Raw genomic sequence first — 15,700 nt, forward strand, 5'->3', positions numbered from 1 at the left:
GAGATGGTAATGCCAGGCGACAACATCAAAATGGTTGTTACCCTGATCCACCCAATCGCGATGGACGACGGTCTGCGTTTCGCAATCCGTGAAGGTGGCCGTACCGTTGGTGCTGGTGTTGTTGCTAAAGTTCTGAGCTAATCCTCTGATACTTTAATGCAATAGTGAAAAGGGCATCTTAGGATGCCCTTTTTTATGCCTGAAATTTGCTGTTTGCGTGAGAAAGTCCTCTCTTACTGCCGTTAGTGCCAGTTTTTGCATTTGATTACCATTCTCTACATTCTGCCCCGCCGGATCCCTTGTAAAGCCAATCATTCTCATTTACAATTTGCGCAGTTTTTGAGCGGGAGTGATCATGTACGTTTGCTTGTGTAACGGTGTAAGTGATAAGACAATTCGGCAGGCGGTGCGACAACATCATCCGCAGTCTTTTCAGCAACTTAGAAAATTCATCCCCGTGGGGAATCAGTGCGGTAAGTGCGTTCGCCAGGCACGTGAAATCATGCAAGACGAGCTGATGCAGATCCCGGAATTTAAAGAGATTGCCTAAAACACGCTCATTTTTTTGACTTACACTCCGTGACATCTACGCTTCAATAAGTGGAAGCGGAGGATGTCAAAATGAAAGGTGATGTTAAGATAATAAATTATCTCAATAAATTATTGGGAAACGAGCTTGTCGCGATTAACCAGTATTTTCTGCATGCCCGCATGTTCAAAAACTGGGGATTAAAACGTCTCAACGACGTCGAGTATCACGAGTCAATCGATGAAATGAAGCACGCTGATAAGTATATCGAGCGTATTCTCTTCCTCGAAGGCATTCCTAATCTGCAGGACCTCGGCAAGCTGGGTATTGGTGAAGATGTCGAAGAGATGCTTCGCTCGGACCTGAAGCTGGAACTCGATGGTGCTAAAGACTTGCGTGAAGCTATCGCCTATGCCGATAAAGTTCATGATTATGTCAGTCGTGATCTGATGATCGAAATTCTGGCCGATGAAGAAGGCCATATCGACTGGCTCGAAACTGAACTGGATTTAATTCAGAAGCTGGGTATCCAGAACTACCTGCAGGCCCAGATACGGGAAGAGTAAAACTCATGTTGCCAGGACAGAGGGATTATCCTCTGTCTTCTTTGATACCTCATCCAAATACCTGCCAGCAAAAATTCCCCCATCCTGAGAGTGCAAGCCAGGGGCCAAAAGGCATTTCAATGATTTCTCGGTGCCTGAGCAGATAAAGTATTCCTGCGTAAACTATGCCCAGACAAGACGCCAGCGTGACGATAATCGGCAAGTGCTGCCAGTAGCTCCAGGCTCCAATTGCCGCCAGTAGTTTGAAATCACCATAACCCAATCCTTCTTTGCCTGTAGCAAAACGGAAGAGCTGAAAAATAACCCACAGGAAAAAATAGCCGGCTACCGCGCCTAATACGGCATGATGAACATGAAAGGGGTTAACCAGACTATGAAACAACAGTCCCAGCCATAGTAAGGGGAGGGTAAGTCTGTCTGGTAGAAGCATGGTTTTGAAATCACTTAAGCTTAGCGCCAGTGCCAGGAAAAAATAGAGCAAAACAGCGATGGGGAGTAGCCAGGCGGTCTGTATGTCGGTAAGTATCATCTTTTTGTCCCGCGGAGGATGAACCCCCTGGATGCTACGCCGTTGCGTAGGCCGAACCTATCAACCACTGAATTTGGCGCGTGATACTGCGCGATGCCTCGCAGATGTAGGGTTAACTTAGATCGAAACTAACTAAATGAAGGGTGTCGGTGAAATTTCAACCCATATGACTTGCAAGCTGGGCTGAAACCCGTATAATGCGCGGGCTGTCTTAATAGGCCGCTGGTTCAATATGAACCCTGATAGCAGTCAGTAGAAGTCATTCAGTTGCTATCAAACAATGTCCCCAATTGGGGGACTATGTATGAACGATTACACTCCCCCATCAATCGTAATGGGTGTGAGTAGTGATTTTTTTCGTCTATAAAATAATTGGAGCTCTGGTCTCATGCAGAACCAAAGAATCCGTATCCGCCTTAAAGCGTTTGATCATCGTCTGATCGATCAATCAACCGCGGAAATCGTCGAGACTGCTAAGCGCACTGGTGCGCAAGTCCGTGGTCCGATCCCGCTGCCGACCCGCAAAGAGCGCTTTACCGTTCTGATCTCCCCGCACGTCAACAAAGACGCGCGTGATCAGTACGAGATCCGCACTCACAAGCGTCTGGTTGACATCGTTGAGCCAACTGAGAAAACCGTTGATGCTCTGATGCGTCTGGATCTGGCTGCCGGTGTAGACGTGCAGATCAGCCTGGGTTAATCAGGTCATTGACGATTGAGAGGTTGAAACAATGATTGGTTTAGTCGGTAAAAAAGTGGGTATGACCCGTATCTTCACTGAAGATGGCGTTTCTATCCCAGTAACCGTAATTGAAGTAGAAGCAAACCGTGTTACTCAGGTTAAAGACCTGGCTAACGACGGCTACCGTGCTGTTCAGGTGACCACTGGTGCTAAAAAAGCTAACCGTGTAACCAAGCCGGAAGCTGGTCACTTCGCTAAAGCTGGCGTTGAAGCTGGCCGTGGTCTGTGGGAATTCCGTCTTGCTGAAGGCGAAGAGTTCACCGTAGGTCAGGACATTAGCGTTGAACTGTTTGCTGACGTTAAAAAAGTTGACGTAACCGGTACCTCTAAAGGTAAAGGTTTCGCAGGTACCGTTAAGCGCTGGAACTTCCGTACCCAGGACGCTACCCACGGTAACTCCTTGTCTCACCGCGTTCCGGGTTCTATCGGTCAGAACCAGACTCCGGGCAAAGTGTTCAAAGGCAAGAAAATGGCAGGCCAGCTGGGTAACGAACGTGTCACTGTTCAGAGCCTGGACGTAGTACGTGTTGACGCTGAGCGCAACCTGCTGCTGGTGAAAGGTGCGGTTCCGGGTGCAACCGGTAGCGACCTGATCGTTAAACCAGCTGTGAAGGCGTAAGGGGATAGCAATGGAATTAGTATTGAAAGACGCGCAAAGCGCGCTGACTGTTTCCGAAACTACCTTCGGTCGTGACTTCAACGAAGCGCTGGTACACCAGGTTGTTGTTGCTTATGCAGCAGGCGCCCGTCAGGGTACTCGTGCTCAGAAGACCCGTGCTGAAGTAACTGGTTCCGGCAAAAAGCCGTGGCGCCAGAAAGGTACCGGCCGTGCGCGTTCTGGTTCTATCAAGAGCCCGATCTGGCGTTCCGGTGGCGTAACCTTCGCTGCTCGCCCGCAGGACCACAGTCAAAAAGTTAACAAAAAGATGTACCGCGGCGCGCTGAAAAGCATCCTGTCCGAACTGGTACGTCAGGATCGTCTGATCGTTGTTGAGCAGTTCTCTGTTGAAGCACCGAAAACCAAGCTGCTTGCTCAGAAACTGAAAGATATGGCTCTGGAAGATGTGCTGATCGTGACCGGCGAACTGGATGAGAATCTGTTCCTGGCCGCTCGCAACCTGCATAAGGTTGACGTGCGCGATGTAGCTGCAATCGACCCAGTTAGCCTGATCGCCTTCGACAAAGTCGTTATGACTGCGGAAGCAGTTAAGCAAGTTGAGGAGATGCTGGCATGATCCGTGAAGAACGTCTGCTGAAAGTACTGCGCGCGCCGCACGTATCTGAAAAAGCGTCTACCGCGATGGAAAAAACCAACACCATCGTACTCAAAGTTGCGACTGACGCGACCAAAGCAGAGATCGTTGCTGCTGTACAGAAGCTGTTCGAAGTTGAAGTTAAAGACGTTAACACCCTGGTAGTTAAAGGGAAAACTAAACGTCACGGACAGCGTGTTGGTCGTCGTAGCGACTGGAAAAAAGCTTACGTCACCCTGAAGGAAGGCCAGAATCTGGACTTCGTCGGCGGCGCTGAGTAAGTCGGAGGAGAAAGACAATGGCAGTTGTTAAATGTAAACCGACATCTCCGGGTCGTCGCCACGTAGTTAAAGTGGTTAACCCTGAGCTGCACAAGGGCAAGCCTTTTGCTCCGTTGCTGGAAAAAAACAGCAAATCCGGTGGCCGTAACAACAATGGTCGTATCACTACCCGTCATATCGGTGGTGGTCACAAGCAGGCATACCGTATTGTTGATTTTAAACGCAACAAAGATGGTATCCCGGCAGTTGTTGAACGTCTTGAGTACGATCCGAACCGTTCCGCGAACATCGCGCTGGTTCTGTACAAAGATGGCGAACGCCGTTACATCCTGGCCCCTAAAGGCCTGAAAGCTGGCGACCAGATTCAGTCTGGCGTTGATGCTGCAATCAAAGCGGGTAACACCCTGCCGATGCGCAATATCCCGGTTGGTTCTACTGTTCATAACGTAGAAATGAAACCAGGTAAAGGCGGTCAGCTGGCTCGTTCCGCTGGTACCTACGTGCAGATCGTTGCTCGTGATGGTGCTTACGTTACCCTACGCCTGCGCTCCGGTGAAATGCGTAAAGTCGAAGCTGACTGCCGCGCTACCCTGGGCGAAGTTGGCAACGCTGAGCATATGCTGCGCGTTCTGGGTAAAGCAGGTGCTGCTCGCTGGCGTGGTGTTCGTCCTACCGTTCGCGGTACCGCGATGAACCCAGTCGATCACCCACATGGTGGTGGTGAAGGTCGTAACTTTGGTAAGCACCCGGTATCCCCGTGGGGCGTTCAGACCAAAGGTAAGAAGACCCGCAGCAACAAGCGTACTGATAAATTTATCGTACGTCGCCGTAGCAAATAATTTTAGAGGATAAGCCATGCCACGTTCTCTCAAGAAAGGTCCTTTTATTGACCTGCACTTGCTGAAGAAGGTAGAGAAAGCGGTGGAAAGCGGTGACAAGAAGCCCCTGCGCACTTGGTCCCGTCGTTCAACGATCTTTCCTAACATGATCGGTTTGACCATCGCTGTCCATAATGGTCGTCAGCACGTTCCAGTCTTTGTTTCCGACGAAATGGTCGGTCACAAACTGGGTGAATTCGCACCGACTCGTACTTATCGCGGCCACGCTGCTGATAAAAAAGCGAAGAAGAAATAAGGTAGGAGGAAGAGATGGAAACTTTAGCTCAACATCGCCATGCTCGTTCTTCTGCTCAGAAGGTTCGCCTTGTTGCTGACCTGATTCGCGGTAAGAAAGTGTCGCAGGCTCTGGATATTCTGACCTACACCAATAAGAAAGCGGCTGTATTGGTTAAGAAAGTACTGGAATCTGCCATTGCTAACGCTGAACACAACGATGGCGCTGACATTGACGATCTGAAAGTCGCGAAAATCTTCGTAGACGAAGGCCCTAGCATGAAGCGCATTATGCCTCGTGCAAAAGGTCGTGCAGATCGCATCCTGAAGCGCACCAGCCACATTACTGTGGTTGTGTCCGATCGCTGAGACTCTGGAGACTAGCAATGGGTCAGAAAGTACATCCTAATGGTATTCGCCTGGGTATTGTAAAACCATGGAACTCAACCTGGTTTGCGAACACCAAAGAATTCGCTGACAACCTGGACAGCGATTTTAAAGTACGTCAGTACCTGACTAAGGAACTGGCTAAGGCGTCTGTATCTCGTATCGTTATCGAGCGTCCTGCTAAGAGCATCCGTGTGACCATTCACACCGCTCGCCCAGGTATCGTTATCGGTAAGAAAGGTGAAGACGTAGAAAAACTGCGTAAGGTCGTAGCGGATATCGCTGGCGTTCCTGCACAGATCAATATCGCCGAAGTTCGTAAACCTGAACTGGACGCAAAACTGGTTGCTGACAGCATCACTTCTCAGCTGGAACGTCGTGTTATGTTCCGTCGTGCTATGAAGCGTGCTGTACAGAACGCAATGCGTCTGGGCGCTAAAGGTATCAAAGTTGAAGTTAGCGGCCGTCTGGGCGGCGCCGAGATCGCACGTACCGAATGGTACCGTGAAGGTCGCGTGCCGTTGCACACTCTGCGTGCTGACATCGACTACAACACCTCTGAAGCGCACACCACTTATGGTGTAATCGGCGTTAAGGTATGGATCTTCAAAGGTGAGATCCTGGGTGGTATGGCTGCTGTTGAACAACCGGAACCGGCTGCTCAACCTAAAAAGCAGCAGCGTAAAGGCCGTAAGTAAGGAGAGTCGCTGATGTTACAACCAAAGCGTACAAAATTCCGTAAAGTGCACAAAGGCCGCAACCGTGGTCTCGCGCAGGGTACGGATGTTAGCTTCGGCACTTTCGGTCTGAAAGCTGTTGGCCGTGGTCGTCTGACTGCCCGTCAGATCGAAGCAGCACGTCGTGCAATGACCCGTGCAGTTAAGCGTCAGGGTAAGATCTGGATCCGTGTATTCCCGGACAAACCGATCACCGAAAAGCCGCTTGAAGTGCGTATGGGTAAAGGTAAAGGTAACGTGGAGTATTGGGTTGCCTTGATCCAGCCAGGCAAAGTCCTGTATGAAATGGACGGCGTACCTGAAGAGCTGGCCCGTGAAGCCTTCAAGCTGGCAGCAGCAAAACTGCCTATCAAAACCACCTTTGTAACTAAGACGGTGATGTAATGAAAGCAAAAGAGCTGCGTGAAAAGAGCGTCGAAGAGCTGAACACCGAGCTGCTGAACCTGCTGCGTGAGCAGTTCAATCTGCGCATGCAGGCTGCAAGTGGCCAGCTGCAACAGACTCACCTGCTGAAGCAGGTTCGTCGTAATGTTGCACGTGTTAAGACTTTACTGACTCAGAAGGCGGGTGCGTAATGACCGATAAAATCCGTACTCTGCAAGGTCGCGTTGTCAGCGACAAAATGGAGAAATCCATTGTTGTTGCCATCGAACGTGTTGTGAAGCACCCGATCTACGGGAAATTCATCAAGCGTACGACCAAACTGCACGTACATGACGAGAACAACGAATGCGGTATCGGTGACGTGGTTGAAATCCGCGAATGCCGTCCGCTGTCCAAGACTAAGTCCTGGACGCTGGTTCGCGTTGTAGAGAAAGCGGTTCTGTAATACAGTACGCATTCTCAAACGAATAAACGGCTCAGCGATGAGCCGTTTATTTTTTCTACCCATATCTTGGAACCGGTGTTATAATGCCGCGCCCTCGTTTATGGGGCTTTTTAACGACCTGAATTTCAGGTCCCGAAGTAGTAGTTGACATTAGCGGAGCACTGAAATGATCCAAGAACAGACTATGCTGACCGTGGCCGACAACTCCGGCGCGCGTCGCGTAATGTGTATCAAGGTTCTGGGTGGCTCGCACCGTCGCTACGCAGGCGTCGGCGACATCATCAAAATTACCATCAAGGAAGCAATTCCTCGCGGTAAGGTGAAGAAAGGCGATGTGCTGAAAGCGGTAGTGGTGCGCACCAAGAAGGGTGTTCGTCGCCCGGACGGTTCTGTCATTCGCTTCGATGGCAATGCATGCGTTATTTTAAACAATAACAGCGAGCAGCCAATCGGCACGCGTATTTTTGGGCCGGTAACTCGTGAACTGCGTAATGAGAAGTTCATGAAAATTATCTCTCTGGCACCAGAAGTACTCTAAGGAGCGAATCATGGCAGCGAAAATCCGTCGTGATGACGAAGTTATCGTGTTAACCGGTAAAGATAAAGGTAAGCGCGGTAAAGTAAAAAATGTCCTGTCTACCGGCAAGGTCATTGTTGAAGGTATCAACCTGGTTAAGAAACATCAGAAGCCGGTTCCGGCCCTGAACCAACCAGGCGGCATCGTTGAAAAAGAAGCTGCAATTCAGGTTTCTAACGTTGCTATCTTCAATGCGGCAACCGGCAAGGCTGACCGTGTAGGCTTTAGATTCGAAGACGGCAAAAAAGTCCGTTTCTTCAAGTCTAACAGCGAAACTATCAAGTAATTTGGAGTAGTACGATGGCGAAACTGCATGATTACTACAAAGACGAAGTAGTTAAGAAACTCATGACTGAGTTTAACTACAATTCTGTCATGCAAGTCCCTCGGGTCGAGAAGATCACCCTGAACATGGGTGTTGGTGAAGCGATCGCTGACAAGAAACTGCTGGATAACGCAGCAGCTGACCTGACAGCAATCTCCGGTCAAAAGCCGTTGATCACCAAAGCACGCAAATCAGTTGCAGGCTTCAAAATCCGTCAGGGCTATCCGATCGGCTGTAAAGTAACTCTGCGTGGCGAACGCATGTGGGAGTTCCTTGAGCGTCTGATCACTATTGCTGTACCTCGTATCCGTGACTTCCGTGGCCTGTCCGCTAAGTCTTTTGACGGTCGTGGTAACTACAGCATGGGTGTCCGTGAGCAGATCATCTTCCCAGAAATCGATTACGACAAAGTCGATCGCGTCCGTGGTTTGGATATTACCATTACCACTACTGCGAAATCTGATGATGAAGGCCGTGCTCTGCTGGCTGCCTTTGACTTCCCGTTCCGCAAGTAAGGTAGGGTTACTTCATGGCTAAGCAATCAATGAAAGCACGCGAAGTAAAGCGCGTTGCTTTGGCTGAAAAATTCTTCGCTAAACGCGCAGAACTGAAAGCTATCATTTCTGATGTGAACGCGACCGACGAAGACCGTTGGAACGCTGTTCTCAAGCTGCAAACTCTGCCGCGTGATTCCAGCCCGTCCCGTCAGCGTAAACGCTGCCGCCAGACTGGTCGTCCACATGGTTATGTGGGCAAGTTCGGGTTGAGCCGTATCAAGCTTCGTGAAGCCGCCATGCGCGGTGAAGTACCTGGCTTGAAAAAGGCTAGCTGGTAATTGTCACCAATTGAATCACGGGAGTAGAGACAGATGAGCATGCAAGATCCGATCGCGGATATGCTGACCCGTATCCGTAACGGTCAGGCCGCGAACAAAGTTGCGGTCACCATGCCTTCCTCCAAGCTGAAAGTGGCAATCGCCAACGTGCTGAAGGAAGAAGGTTATATTGAAGAATTTAAAATTGAAGGCGACATCAAGCCTGAACTGGAACTGACTCTTAAGTATTTCCAGGGCAAGGCTGTGGTAGAGAGCATTCAGCGAGTCAGCCGCCCAGGTCTGCGCATCTATAAGAAAAAAGATGAGCTGCCTAAAGTTATGGCCGGCATGGGTATTGCTGTCGTTTCTACCTCTAAAGGTGTTATGACTGATCGTGCAGCGCGCCAGGCTGGTCTTGGTGGCGAAATTATCTGCTACGTAGCGTAATTGGAGGAATAAAATGTCTCGTGTTGCTAAAGCACCGGTCGTTGTTCCTGCAGGCGTAGAGGTAAAACTCAACGGTCAGGTTATTTCGATCAAAGGTAAAAACGGCGAGCTGACTCGTACTATCAACGATGCTGTTGAAGTTAAACACGCTGAAAATGCTCTGACTTTCGCTCCGCGCGAAGGCTTTGCTAACGCGTGGGCCCAAGCGGGTACCACTCGTGCGCTGTTGAACGCAATGGTTGTCGGTGTTACCGAAGGCTTCACTAAGAAGCTGCAGCTGGTTGGTGTAGGTTATCGTGCAGCCGTTAAAGGCGACGTGGTGAATTTAGCCCTGGGCTTCTCTCACCCTGTTGAGCATAAGCTGCCGGCAGGTATTACTGCTGAATGTCCGACTCAAACTGAAATCGTGCTGAAAGGCGCTGATAAGCAGGTGATCGGTCAGGTTGCAGCAGATCTGCGCGCCTACCGTCGTCCTGAGCCTTATAAAGGCAAGGGTGTTCGTTACGCCGACGAAGTCGTGCGTACCAAAGAGGCTAAGAAGAAGTAAGGTAACACTATGGATAAGAAATCTGCTCGTATCCGTCGTGCGACCCGCGCACGTCACAAGCTCAAAGAGCTGGGTGCAACTCGCCTGGTGGTACATCGTACCCCGCGTCATATTTACGCACAGGTAATTGCACCAAACGGTTCTGAAGTTCTGGTAGCTGCATCTACTGTAGAAAAAGCTATCACTGAGCAACTGAAGTACACTGGAAATAAAGACGCCGCTGCAGCTGTAGGTAAAGCTGTTGCTGAGCGCGCGCTGGAAAAAGGCATCACCGTAGTTGCTTTTGACCGTGCTGGTTTCCAATATCATGGTCGTGTCCAGGCACTGGCAGATGCTGCCCGTGAAGCTGGCCTTCAGTTCTAAGGTAGAGGTGTAAGATGTCTCACATCGAAAAACAAGCTGGCGAACTGCAGGAAAAGCTGATCGCGGTAAATCGCGTATCTAAAACCGTTAAAGGCGGTCGTATTTTCTCCTTCACTGCTCTGACAGTGGTAGGCGACGGTAACGGTCGTATTGGTTTTGGTTACGGTAAAGCGCGTGAAGTTCCAGCAGCGATCCAGAAAGCGATGGAAAAAGCCCGTCGCAACATGATTAACGTCGCGCTGAACAGCGGCACCCTGCAGCACCCTGTTAAAGGTGTGCACACAGGTTCCCGTGTGTTCATGCAGCCGGCTTCCGAAGGTACCGGTATCATCGCCGGTGGTGCAATGCGCGCCGTCCTGGAAGTCGCTGGTGTTCATAACGTCCTGGCTAAAGCGTATGGTTCTACTAACCCGATTAACGTGGTTCGTGCAACTATCGATGGCCTGGCGAATATGAATTCTCCAGAAATGGTCGCTGCCAAGCGTGGTAAATCCGTTGAAGAAATTCTGGGGTAATTGACCATGGCAAAGACTATTAAAATCACTCAAACCCGCAGTGCAATCGGTCGTCTGCCGAAACACAAGGCAACACTGCTTGGCCTGGGTCTGCGTCGTATTGGCCACACCGTAGAGCGCGAGGATACTCCTGCTGTACGTGGTATGGTCAACGCGGTTTCCTACATGGTTAAAGTTGAGGAGTAAGAGATGCGTTTAAATACTCTGTCTCCGGCCGAAGGGTCTAAGCACGCTTCTAAGCGTCTGGGTCGTGGTATCGGTTCTGGCCTCGGTAAAACCGGCGGTCGTGGTCACAAAGGTCAGAACTCTCGTTCTGGTGGTGGCGTACGTCGTGGTTTCGAAGGTGGTCAGATGCCGTTGTACCGTCGTCTGCCGAAATTCGGTTTCACCTCTCGCAAAGCAATGATCACGGCAGAAGTTCGTCTGTCCGATCTGGCGAAAGTTGAAGGCGACGTAGTTGACCTGAACACGCTGAAAGCAGCAAACATTATCGGTATTCAGATCGAGTTCGCGAAAGTGATCCTGTCTGGTGAGGTAACTCGTCCGGTAACTGTTAGCGGCCTGCGTGTGACCAAAGGCGCTCGTGCTGCTATCGAAGCTGCTGGCGGTAAAATCGAGGAATAAGTAGCAGATGGCAAAGCAACCGGGATTAGATTTTCAAAGTGCTAAAGGCGGCCTCGGCGAGCTGAAACGCAGACTGATGTTTGTTATCGGTGCGCTGATTGTGTTTCGTATTGGCTCTTTTATTCCGATCCCTGGTATTGATGCCGCTGTACTTGCCAAACTGCTTGAGCAACAGCGAGGCACTATCATTGAAATGTTTAACATGTTCTCTGGTGGTGCTCTCAGCCGTGCTTCTATCTTTGCACTGGGTATCATGCCGTACATTTCGGCATCGATCATCATTCAACTGCTTACCGTGGTTCATCCCGCGTTGGCAGAGCTAAAGAAAGAAGGGGAGTCTGGTCGTCGTAAGATCAGCCAGTACACCCGTTACGGCACTCTGGTGCTGGCAATATTCCAGTCAATCGGTATTGCTACCGGTTTACCGAATATGCCTGGTATGCAAGGTCTGGTGTTAAACCCAGGCTTTGCATTCTATTTCACCGCTGTTGTTAGCCTTGTCACTGGGACAATGTTCCTGATGTGGCTGGGTGAACAGATTACTGAGCGTGGTATCGGTAACGGTATCTCAATCATAATCTTCGCGGGTATCGTTGCGGGTCTTCCGCCGGCCATTGGCCATACCATCGAGCAAGCAAGGCAAGGCGACCTGCACTTCCTCCTGTTGCTGTTGGTTGCAGTATTAGTATTTGCAGTGACCTTCTTCGTTGTTTTTGTTGAGCGTGGCCAGCGCCGCATTGTGGTCAACTACGCTAAACGTCAACAGGGTCGTCGTGTCTATGCTGCGCAGAGCACACATTTACCGCTGAAAGTGAACATGGCCGGGGTTATCCCTGCGATCTTCGCCTCCAGTATTATTCTGTTCCCGGCGACCATCGCGTCATGGTTCGGGGGCGGTACCGGTTGGAACTGGCTGACAACAATTTCGCTGTATTTGCAGCCTGGGCAACCGCTTTATGTGTTACTCTATGCGTCTGCAATCATCTTCTTCTGTTTCTTCTACACGGCGTTGGTCTTCAACCCGCGTGAAACAGCGGATAACCTGAAGAAGTCCGGTGCATTTGTACCAGGAATTCGTCCGGGAGAACAAACGGCGAAGTATATCGATAAAGTAATGACCCGCCTGACTTTGGTTGGTGCGTTGTACATTACCTTTATCTGCCTAATCCCGGAGTTCATGCGCGATGCAATGAAAGTGCCGTTCTACTTCGGTGGGACTTCACTGCTGATCGTTGTTGTCGTTATCATGGACTTTATGGCTCAAGTGCAAACTCTGATGATGTCAAGTCAGTACGAGTCTGCATTGAAGAAAGCGAACCTGAAAGGCTACGGCCGTTAATCGTCGCTTGAGAAGTTACGGAGAGTAAAAATGAAAGTTCGTGCTTCCGTCAAGAAATTATGTCGTAACTGCAAAATCGTTAAGCGTGACGGTGTTATTCGCGTGATTTGCAGCGTAGAGCCGAAGCATAAACAGCGTCAAGGCTGATTATCTCGCATATTTTTCTTGCAAAGTTGGGTTGAGCTGGCTAGATTAGCCAGCCAATCTTTTGTATGTCTATGCGTTTCCATTTGAGTATCCTGAAAACGGGCTTTTCGGCATGGGACGCATAATCTAAATAGTAGGAGTGCATAGTGGCCCGTATAGCAGGCATTAACATTCCTGATCAAAAACACGCTGTGATCGCGTTAACCTCGATCTACGGTGTCGGCAAGACTCGCTCCAAGGCCATTTGCGCTGCGGCGGGTATCGCTGAAGATGTTAAGATCAGTGAGCTGTCTGAAGAACAAATCGACACGCTGCGTGACGAAGTTGCCAAATTTGTCGTTGAAGGTGATCTGCGCCGTGAAGTGAGCATGAGCATCAAGCGTCTGATGGACCTTGGTTGCTATCGCGGTTTGCGTCATCGTCGTGGTCTGCCAGTGCGCGGTCAGCGTACTAAGACCAACGCACGTACCCGTAAGGGTCCGCGCAAACCGATCAAGAAATAATCGGGGTGATTGAATAATGGCAAAGGCACCAATTCGTGCACGTAAACGTGTAAGAAAAACAGTCTCTGACGGCGTGGCTCATGTCCATGCTTCTTTCAACAACACCATCGTTACTATTACCGATCGTCAGGGTAATGCGTTGGGTTGGGCAACTGCCGGTGGTTCCGGTTTCCGTGGTTCTCGCAAATCCACTCCGTTTGCAGCTCAGGTTGCAGCAGAGCGTTGCGCAGAAGCCGTGAAAGAATACGGTATCAAGAACCTGGAAGTTATGGTTAAGGGTCCTGGCCCAGGCCGCGAATCAACTATTCGTGCTCTGAACGCCGCTGGTTTCCGCATCACTAATATTACTGATGTGACTCCAATCCCTCATAACGGTTGTCGTCCGCCGAAAAAACGTCGCGTATAACGCGTCCGTTTTCTAGGATTGTTGGAGAAAGAAAATGGCAAGATATTTGGGTCCTAAGCTCAAGCTGAGCCGTCGTGAGGGCACCGACTTATTCCTTAAGTCTGGCGTTCGCGCGATCGATACCAAGTGTAAAATTGAACAAGCTCCTGGCCAGCACGGTGCGCGTAAACCGCGTCTGTCTGACTATGGTGTGCAGTTGCGTGAAAAGCAGAAAGTTCGCCGTATCTACGGTGTGCTGGAGCGTCAGTTCCGTAACTATTATAAAGAAGCAGCTCGTCTGAAAGGCAACACCGGTGAAAACCTGTTGGCTCTGCTGGAAGGCCGTCTGGACAACGTTGTTTACCGTATGGGCTTCGGCGCTACTCGTGCAGAAGCACGTCAGCTGGTTAGCCACAAAGCTATCATGGTAAATGGTCGCGTTGTTAACATCGCTTCTTATCAGGTAACTCCGAATGACGTAGTCAGCATCCGTGAGAAAGCCAAAAAGCAATCTCGCGTTAAGGCCGCTCTGGAGCTGGCTGAGCAGCGTGAAAAGCCAACCTGGCTGGAAGTTGATGCTGCCAAGATGGAAGGTGTGTTCAAGCGTAAGCCTGAGCGTACCGATCTGTCTGCGGACATTAACGAACACCTGATCGTCGAGCTTTACTCCAAGTAAAGCTTAGTACCAAAGAGAGGACACAATGCAGGGTTCTGTGACAGAGTTTCTAAAACCACGCCTGGTAGATATCGAGCAAGTGAGTTCGACGCACGCCAAGGTGACCCTTGAGCCGTTAGAGCGTGGCTTTGGCCATACTCTTGGTAACGCACTGCGCCGTATTCTGCTTTCATCGATGCCGGGTTGCGCGGTGACTGAGGTTGAGATTGATGGTGTACTGCACGAGTACAGCACCAAAGAAGGCGTTCAGGAAGATATCCTGGAAATCCTGCTCAACCTGAAAGGGCTGGCGGTAAGAGTTCAAGGTAAAGATGAAGTTATTCTTACCCTGAATAAATCTGGCATTGGCCCTGTGACCGCAGCCGATATCACCCATGATGGTGATGTCGAAATCGTCAAGCCGCAGCATGTGATCTGCCACCTGACCGATGAGAACGCCGCTATTAGCATGCGTATCAAAGTTCAGCGCGGTCGCGGTTATGTGCCGGCTTCTACCCGAATTCATTCGGAAGAAGATGAGCGCCCAATCGGCCGTCTGCTGGTCGACGCCTGCTACAGCCCTGTAGAGCGTATTGCCTACAATGTTGAAGCTGCGCGTGTAGAACAGCGTACCGACCTGGACAAGCTGGTCATCGAAATGGAAACCAACGGCACAATCGATCCTGAAGAGGCGATTCGTCGTGCGGCGACCATTCTGGCAGAACAACTTGAAGCTTTCGTTGACCTACGTGATGTACGTCAGCCGGAAGTTAAAGAAGAGAAACCAGAATTCGATCCGATCTTGCTGCGCCCTGTTGACGATCTGGAATTGACTGTCCGCTCTGCTAACTGCCTCAAGGCAGAAGCTATCCACTATATCGGTGATCTGGTACAGCGTACCGAGGTTGAGCTACTCAAAACGCCTAACCTGGGTAAAAAATCTCTTACTGAGATTAAAGACGTGCTGGCTTCTCGTGGTTTGTCTCTGGGCATGCGCCTGGAAAACTGGCCACCAGCAAGCATTGCTGACGAGTAACCGGATCACAGGTTAAGGTTTTACTGAGAAGGATAAGGTCATGCGCCATCGTAAGAGTGGTCGTCAACTGAACCGCAACAGCAGCCATCGCCAGGCTATGTTCCGCAACATGGCAGGTTCACTGGTTCGTCATGAGATCATCAAGACGACCCTGCCTAAAGCGAAAGAGCTGCGTCGCGTAGTTGAGCCGCTGATTACTCTTGCCAAGACTGACAGCGTTGCTAATCGTCGTCTGGCATTCGCCCGCACTCGTGATAACGAGATCGTGGCAAAACTGTTTAATGAACTGGGTCCGCGTTTCGCGAGCCGTGCAGGTGGTTACACTCGTATTCTGAAGTGTGGCTTCCGTGCTGGTGACAATGCTCCGATGGCTTACATCGAGCTGGTTGATCGCGCCGAGTCTCAAACAGAAGCTGCTGCAGAGTAATCTGTAGTAACGTAGAAAAACCGGGCTTGCC

General features: G+C 50.4%; 31 protein-coding genes and 1 pseudogene. 31 read left to right on the plus strand and 1 reads right to left on the minus strand.

What is annotated here, in order from left to right; all coding sequences use genetic code 11:
- From tuf to bfr, 3 genes and pseudogenes are all read left to right on the plus strand, one after another.
- Nucleotides 1-141: pseudogene (gene tuf, locus B9Y90_RS23255) on the plus strand (elongation factor Tu); the annotation flags it as partial.
- A 214-nt stretch (nt 142-355) separates the two neighbouring features.
- On the plus strand, nt 356-550 hold the full coding sequence (bfd, locus tag B9Y90_RS23260; RefSeq protein ID WP_008457135.1) for a bacterioferritin-associated ferredoxin: 195 nt from the start codon (nt 356-358) through the stop codon (nt 548-550).
- Nucleotides 551-621: 71 nt separating this feature from the next.
- Nucleotides 622-1,095: a bacterioferritin gene (gene bfr / locus B9Y90_RS23265; protein ID WP_039288312.1), complete on the plus strand. Its 474-nt coding sequence runs from the start codon at nt 622-624 to the stop codon at nt 1,093-1,095.
- A 49-nt stretch (nt 1,096-1,144) separates the two neighbouring features.
- Here the strand turns inward: bfr and B9Y90_RS23270 are convergent, their stop codons facing one another.
- The gene (locus tag B9Y90_RS23270; protein WP_085542783.1) at nt 1,145-1,624 is read right to left on the minus strand and encodes a prepilin peptidase; all 480 of its coding nucleotides are present in this window, start codon (nt 1,622-1,624) and stop codon (nt 1,145-1,147) included.
- A 388-nt stretch (nt 1,625-2,012) separates the two neighbouring features.
- Between B9Y90_RS23270 and rpsJ the strand changes: the two genes are divergently transcribed.
- The 28 genes from rpsJ to rplQ all read left to right on the plus strand — a co-directional run bounded on the left by rpsJ (nt 2,013) and on the right by rplQ (nt 15,669).
- Nucleotides 2,013-2,324 carry a 30S ribosomal protein S10 gene (rpsJ, locus tag B9Y90_RS23275; protein WP_001181005.1) on the plus strand — a complete coding sequence of 104 codons (312 nt, stop codon included), beginning with the start codon at nt 2,013-2,015 and terminating at the stop codon, nt 2,322-2,324.
- A 31-nt stretch (nt 2,325-2,355) separates the two neighbouring features.
- Entirely contained in the window at nt 2,356-2,985 is a 630-nt protein-coding gene (gene rplC / locus B9Y90_RS23280) for a 50S ribosomal protein L3 (RefSeq protein ID WP_006178923.1), read from the plus strand.
- A 10-nt stretch (nt 2,986-2,995) separates the two neighbouring features.
- Nucleotides 2,996-3,601, plus strand: coding sequence for a 50S ribosomal protein L4 (gene rplD, locus B9Y90_RS23285; RefSeq protein WP_008457145.1), 606 nt, complete (start codon nt 2,996-2,998; stop codon nt 3,599-3,601).
- The gene (rplW, locus tag B9Y90_RS23290; protein ID WP_008457148.1) at nt 3,598-3,900 is read left to right on the plus strand and encodes a 50S ribosomal protein L23; all 303 of its coding nucleotides are present in this window, start codon (nt 3,598-3,600) and stop codon (nt 3,898-3,900) included. Before rplD ends, rplW begins: the two co-directional genes overlap by 4 nt.
- Before the next feature lie 17 nt (nt 3,901-3,917).
- Nucleotides 3,918-4,739 carry a 50S ribosomal protein L2 gene (gene rplB, locus B9Y90_RS23295; RefSeq protein ID WP_008457150.1) on the plus strand — a complete coding sequence of 274 codons (822 nt, stop codon included), beginning with the start codon at nt 3,918-3,920 and terminating at the stop codon, nt 4,737-4,739.
- 16 nt (nt 4,740-4,755) lie between these two features.
- Nucleotides 4,756-5,034, plus strand: coding sequence for a 30S ribosomal protein S19 (gene rpsS / locus B9Y90_RS23300; RefSeq protein ID WP_001138115.1), 279 nt, complete (start codon nt 4,756-4,758; stop codon nt 5,032-5,034).
- A 14-nt stretch (nt 5,035-5,048) separates the two neighbouring features.
- A complete protein-coding gene (gene rplV, locus B9Y90_RS23305) occupies nt 5,049-5,381 on the plus strand; it encodes a 50S ribosomal protein L22 (protein ID WP_002919773.1) in 333 nt (110 codons plus the stop codon).
- 17 nt (nt 5,382-5,398) lie between these two features.
- Nucleotides 5,399-6,097: a 30S ribosomal protein S3 gene (gene rpsC / locus B9Y90_RS23310; RefSeq protein WP_006817277.1), complete on the plus strand. Its 699-nt coding sequence runs from the start codon at nt 5,399-5,401 to the stop codon at nt 6,095-6,097.
- Nucleotides 6,098-6,109: 12 nt separating this feature from the next.
- Nucleotides 6,110-6,520: a 50S ribosomal protein L16 gene (gene rplP, locus B9Y90_RS23315; RefSeq protein WP_002438716.1), complete on the plus strand. Its 411-nt coding sequence runs from the start codon at nt 6,110-6,112 to the stop codon at nt 6,518-6,520.
- On the plus strand, nt 6,520-6,711 hold the full coding sequence (rpmC, locus tag B9Y90_RS23320) for a 50S ribosomal protein L29 (RefSeq protein WP_039288296.1): 192 nt from the start codon (nt 6,520-6,522) through the stop codon (nt 6,709-6,711). The genes rplP and rpmC overlap by 1 nt, the downstream gene beginning before the upstream one ends.
- Nucleotides 6,711-6,965, plus strand: a complete 255-nt coding sequence (rpsQ, locus tag B9Y90_RS23325) for a 30S ribosomal protein S17 (protein WP_008457160.1) — start codon at nt 6,711-6,713, stop codon at nt 6,963-6,965. Before rpmC ends, rpsQ begins: the two co-directional genes overlap by 1 nt.
- A 166-nt stretch (nt 6,966-7,131) precedes the next feature.
- Nucleotides 7,132-7,503, plus strand: a complete 372-nt coding sequence (gene rplN / locus B9Y90_RS23330; protein WP_008457164.1) for a 50S ribosomal protein L14 — start codon at nt 7,132-7,134, stop codon at nt 7,501-7,503.
- Nucleotides 7,504-7,513: 10 nt separating this feature from the next.
- On the plus strand, nt 7,514-7,828 hold the full coding sequence (gene rplX / locus B9Y90_RS23335; protein ID WP_039288293.1) for a 50S ribosomal protein L24: 315 nt from the start codon (nt 7,514-7,516) through the stop codon (nt 7,826-7,828).
- Nucleotides 7,829-7,842: 14 nt separating this feature from the next.
- Nucleotides 7,843-8,382 carry a 50S ribosomal protein L5 gene (rplE, locus tag B9Y90_RS23340; protein ID WP_008457169.1) on the plus strand — a complete coding sequence of 180 codons (540 nt, stop codon included), beginning with the start codon at nt 7,843-7,845 and terminating at the stop codon, nt 8,380-8,382.
- Between the two features lie 14 nt (nt 8,383-8,396).
- Nucleotides 8,397-8,702: a 30S ribosomal protein S14 gene (gene rpsN / locus B9Y90_RS23345; RefSeq protein ID WP_008457171.1), complete on the plus strand. Its 306-nt coding sequence runs from the start codon at nt 8,397-8,399 to the stop codon at nt 8,700-8,702.
- A 33-nt stretch (nt 8,703-8,735) separates the two neighbouring features.
- A complete protein-coding gene (rpsH, locus tag B9Y90_RS23350; RefSeq protein WP_008457173.1) occupies nt 8,736-9,128 on the plus strand; it encodes a 30S ribosomal protein S8 in 393 nt (130 codons plus the stop codon).
- 13 nt (nt 9,129-9,141) lie between these two features.
- On the plus strand, nt 9,142-9,675 hold the full coding sequence (gene rplF / locus B9Y90_RS23355) for a 50S ribosomal protein L6 (RefSeq protein ID WP_039288290.1): 534 nt from the start codon (nt 9,142-9,144) through the stop codon (nt 9,673-9,675).
- A gap of 9 nt (nt 9,676-9,684) precedes the next feature.
- A complete protein-coding gene (gene rplR, locus B9Y90_RS23360) occupies nt 9,685-10,038 on the plus strand; it encodes a 50S ribosomal protein L18 (RefSeq protein WP_008457177.1) in 354 nt (117 codons plus the stop codon).
- 14 nt (nt 10,039-10,052) lie between these two features.
- Nucleotides 10,053-10,553, plus strand: a complete 501-nt coding sequence (rpsE, locus tag B9Y90_RS23365; protein ID WP_038478233.1) for a 30S ribosomal protein S5 — start codon at nt 10,053-10,055, stop codon at nt 10,551-10,553.
- 6 nt (nt 10,554-10,559) lie between these two features.
- Entirely contained in the window at nt 10,560-10,739 is a 180-nt protein-coding gene (rpmD, locus tag B9Y90_RS23370; RefSeq protein WP_004846568.1) for a 50S ribosomal protein L30, read from the plus strand.
- Between the two features lie 3 nt (nt 10,740-10,742).
- The gene (gene rplO / locus B9Y90_RS23375) at nt 10,743-11,177 is read left to right on the plus strand and encodes a 50S ribosomal protein L15 (protein ID WP_008457184.1); all 435 of its coding nucleotides are present in this window, start codon (nt 10,743-10,745) and stop codon (nt 11,175-11,177) included.
- Between the two features lie 7 nt (nt 11,178-11,184).
- On the plus strand, nt 11,185-12,516 hold the full coding sequence (gene secY / locus B9Y90_RS23380; RefSeq protein WP_008457186.1) for a preprotein translocase subunit SecY: 1,332 nt from the start codon (nt 11,185-11,187) through the stop codon (nt 12,514-12,516).
- Nucleotides 12,517-12,546: 30 nt separating this feature from the next.
- Nucleotides 12,547-12,663, plus strand: coding sequence for a 50S ribosomal protein L36 (gene rpmJ, locus B9Y90_RS23385; protein WP_008457187.1), 117 nt, complete (start codon nt 12,547-12,549; stop codon nt 12,661-12,663).
- A gap of 146 nt (nt 12,664-12,809) precedes the next feature.
- Nucleotides 12,810-13,166, plus strand: a complete 357-nt coding sequence (gene rpsM, locus B9Y90_RS23390; RefSeq protein ID WP_008457189.1) for a 30S ribosomal protein S13 — start codon at nt 12,810-12,812, stop codon at nt 13,164-13,166.
- Nucleotides 13,167-13,182: 16 nt separating this feature from the next.
- Nucleotides 13,183-13,572, plus strand: coding sequence for a 30S ribosomal protein S11 (gene rpsK, locus B9Y90_RS23395; RefSeq protein WP_008457192.1), 390 nt, complete (start codon nt 13,183-13,185; stop codon nt 13,570-13,572).
- 34 nt (nt 13,573-13,606) lie between these two features.
- Complete coding sequence (rpsD, locus tag B9Y90_RS23400; RefSeq protein ID WP_008457194.1) at nt 13,607-14,227, plus strand: 30S ribosomal protein S4; 621 nt, start codon at nt 13,607-13,609, stop codon at nt 14,225-14,227.
- 25 nt (nt 14,228-14,252) lie between these two features.
- Nucleotides 14,253-15,242 carry a DNA-directed RNA polymerase subunit alpha gene (locus tag B9Y90_RS23405; RefSeq protein WP_008457196.1) on the plus strand — a complete coding sequence of 330 codons (990 nt, stop codon included), beginning with the start codon at nt 14,253-14,255 and terminating at the stop codon, nt 15,240-15,242.
- A 40-nt stretch (nt 15,243-15,282) separates the two neighbouring features.
- Nucleotides 15,283-15,669, plus strand: coding sequence for a 50S ribosomal protein L17 (rplQ, locus tag B9Y90_RS23410; RefSeq protein WP_008457198.1), 387 nt, complete (start codon nt 15,283-15,285; stop codon nt 15,667-15,669).
- Nucleotides 15,670-15,700: the final 31 nt, after the last annotated feature.

Source organism: Cedecea sp. NFIX57 (genome assembly GCF_900177785.1).
Classification (GTDB): Bacteria; Pseudomonadota; Gammaproteobacteria; order Enterobacterales; family Enterobacteriaceae; genus Cedecea; species Cedecea neteri_C.

Excerpts from the sequence above, each read along its gene's own strand:
- bfd (WP_008457135.1), top strand. The coding sequence starts at position 356 with ATGTACGTTTGCTTGTGTAACGGTGTAAGTGATAAGACAATTCGGCAG.
- bfr (WP_039288312.1), top strand. The coding sequence starts at position 622 with ATGAAAGGTGATGTTAAGATAATAAATTATCTCAATAAATTATTGGGA.
- B9Y90_RS23270 (WP_085542783.1), bottom strand. The coding sequence starts at position 1,624 with ATGATACTTACCGACATACAGACCGCCTGGCTACTCCCCATCGCTGTT.
- rpsJ (WP_001181005.1), top strand. The coding sequence starts at position 2,013 with ATGCAGAACCAAAGAATCCGTATCCGCCTTAAAGCGTTTGATCATCGT.
- rplC (WP_006178923.1), top strand. The coding sequence starts at position 2,356 with ATGATTGGTTTAGTCGGTAAAAAAGTGGGTATGACCCGTATCTTCACT.
- rplD (WP_008457145.1), top strand. The coding sequence starts at position 2,996 with ATGGAATTAGTATTGAAAGACGCGCAAAGCGCGCTGACTGTTTCCGAA.
- rplW (WP_008457148.1), top strand. The coding sequence starts at position 3,598 with ATGATCCGTGAAGAACGTCTGCTGAAAGTACTGCGCGCGCCGCACGTA.
- rplB (WP_008457150.1), top strand. The coding sequence starts at position 3,918 with ATGGCAGTTGTTAAATGTAAACCGACATCTCCGGGTCGTCGCCACGTA.
- rpsS (WP_001138115.1), top strand. The coding sequence starts at position 4,756 with ATGCCACGTTCTCTCAAGAAAGGTCCTTTTATTGACCTGCACTTGCTG.
- rplV (WP_002919773.1), top strand. The coding sequence starts at position 5,049 with ATGGAAACTTTAGCTCAACATCGCCATGCTCGTTCTTCTGCTCAGAAG.
- rpsC (WP_006817277.1), top strand. The coding sequence starts at position 5,399 with ATGGGTCAGAAAGTACATCCTAATGGTATTCGCCTGGGTATTGTAAAA.
- rplP (WP_002438716.1), top strand. The coding sequence starts at position 6,110 with ATGTTACAACCAAAGCGTACAAAATTCCGTAAAGTGCACAAAGGCCGC.
- rpmC (WP_039288296.1), top strand. The coding sequence starts at position 6,520 with ATGAAAGCAAAAGAGCTGCGTGAAAAGAGCGTCGAAGAGCTGAACACC.
- rpsQ (WP_008457160.1), top strand. The coding sequence starts at position 6,711 with ATGACCGATAAAATCCGTACTCTGCAAGGTCGCGTTGTCAGCGACAAA.
- rplN (WP_008457164.1), top strand. The coding sequence starts at position 7,132 with ATGATCCAAGAACAGACTATGCTGACCGTGGCCGACAACTCCGGCGCG.
- rplX (WP_039288293.1), top strand. The coding sequence starts at position 7,514 with ATGGCAGCGAAAATCCGTCGTGATGACGAAGTTATCGTGTTAACCGGT.
- rplE (WP_008457169.1), top strand. The coding sequence starts at position 7,843 with ATGGCGAAACTGCATGATTACTACAAAGACGAAGTAGTTAAGAAACTC.
- rpsN (WP_008457171.1), top strand. The coding sequence starts at position 8,397 with ATGGCTAAGCAATCAATGAAAGCACGCGAAGTAAAGCGCGTTGCTTTG.
- rpsH (WP_008457173.1), top strand. The coding sequence starts at position 8,736 with ATGAGCATGCAAGATCCGATCGCGGATATGCTGACCCGTATCCGTAAC.
- rplF (WP_039288290.1), top strand. The coding sequence starts at position 9,142 with ATGTCTCGTGTTGCTAAAGCACCGGTCGTTGTTCCTGCAGGCGTAGAG.
- rplR (WP_008457177.1), top strand. The coding sequence starts at position 9,685 with ATGGATAAGAAATCTGCTCGTATCCGTCGTGCGACCCGCGCACGTCAC.
- rpsE (WP_038478233.1), top strand. The coding sequence starts at position 10,053 with ATGTCTCACATCGAAAAACAAGCTGGCGAACTGCAGGAAAAGCTGATC.
- rpmD (WP_004846568.1), top strand. The coding sequence starts at position 10,560 with ATGGCAAAGACTATTAAAATCACTCAAACCCGCAGTGCAATCGGTCGT.
- rplO (WP_008457184.1), top strand. The coding sequence starts at position 10,743 with ATGCGTTTAAATACTCTGTCTCCGGCCGAAGGGTCTAAGCACGCTTCT.
- secY (WP_008457186.1), top strand. The coding sequence starts at position 11,185 with ATGGCAAAGCAACCGGGATTAGATTTTCAAAGTGCTAAAGGCGGCCTC.
- rpmJ (WP_008457187.1), top strand. The coding sequence starts at position 12,547 with ATGAAAGTTCGTGCTTCCGTCAAGAAATTATGTCGTAACTGCAAAATC.
- rpsK (WP_008457192.1), top strand. The coding sequence starts at position 13,183 with ATGGCAAAGGCACCAATTCGTGCACGTAAACGTGTAAGAAAAACAGTC.
- rpsD (WP_008457194.1), top strand. The coding sequence starts at position 13,607 with ATGGCAAGATATTTGGGTCCTAAGCTCAAGCTGAGCCGTCGTGAGGGC.
- B9Y90_RS23405 (WP_008457196.1), top strand. The coding sequence starts at position 14,253 with ATGCAGGGTTCTGTGACAGAGTTTCTAAAACCACGCCTGGTAGATATC.
- rplQ (WP_008457198.1), top strand. The coding sequence starts at position 15,283 with ATGCGCCATCGTAAGAGTGGTCGTCAACTGAACCGCAACAGCAGCCAT.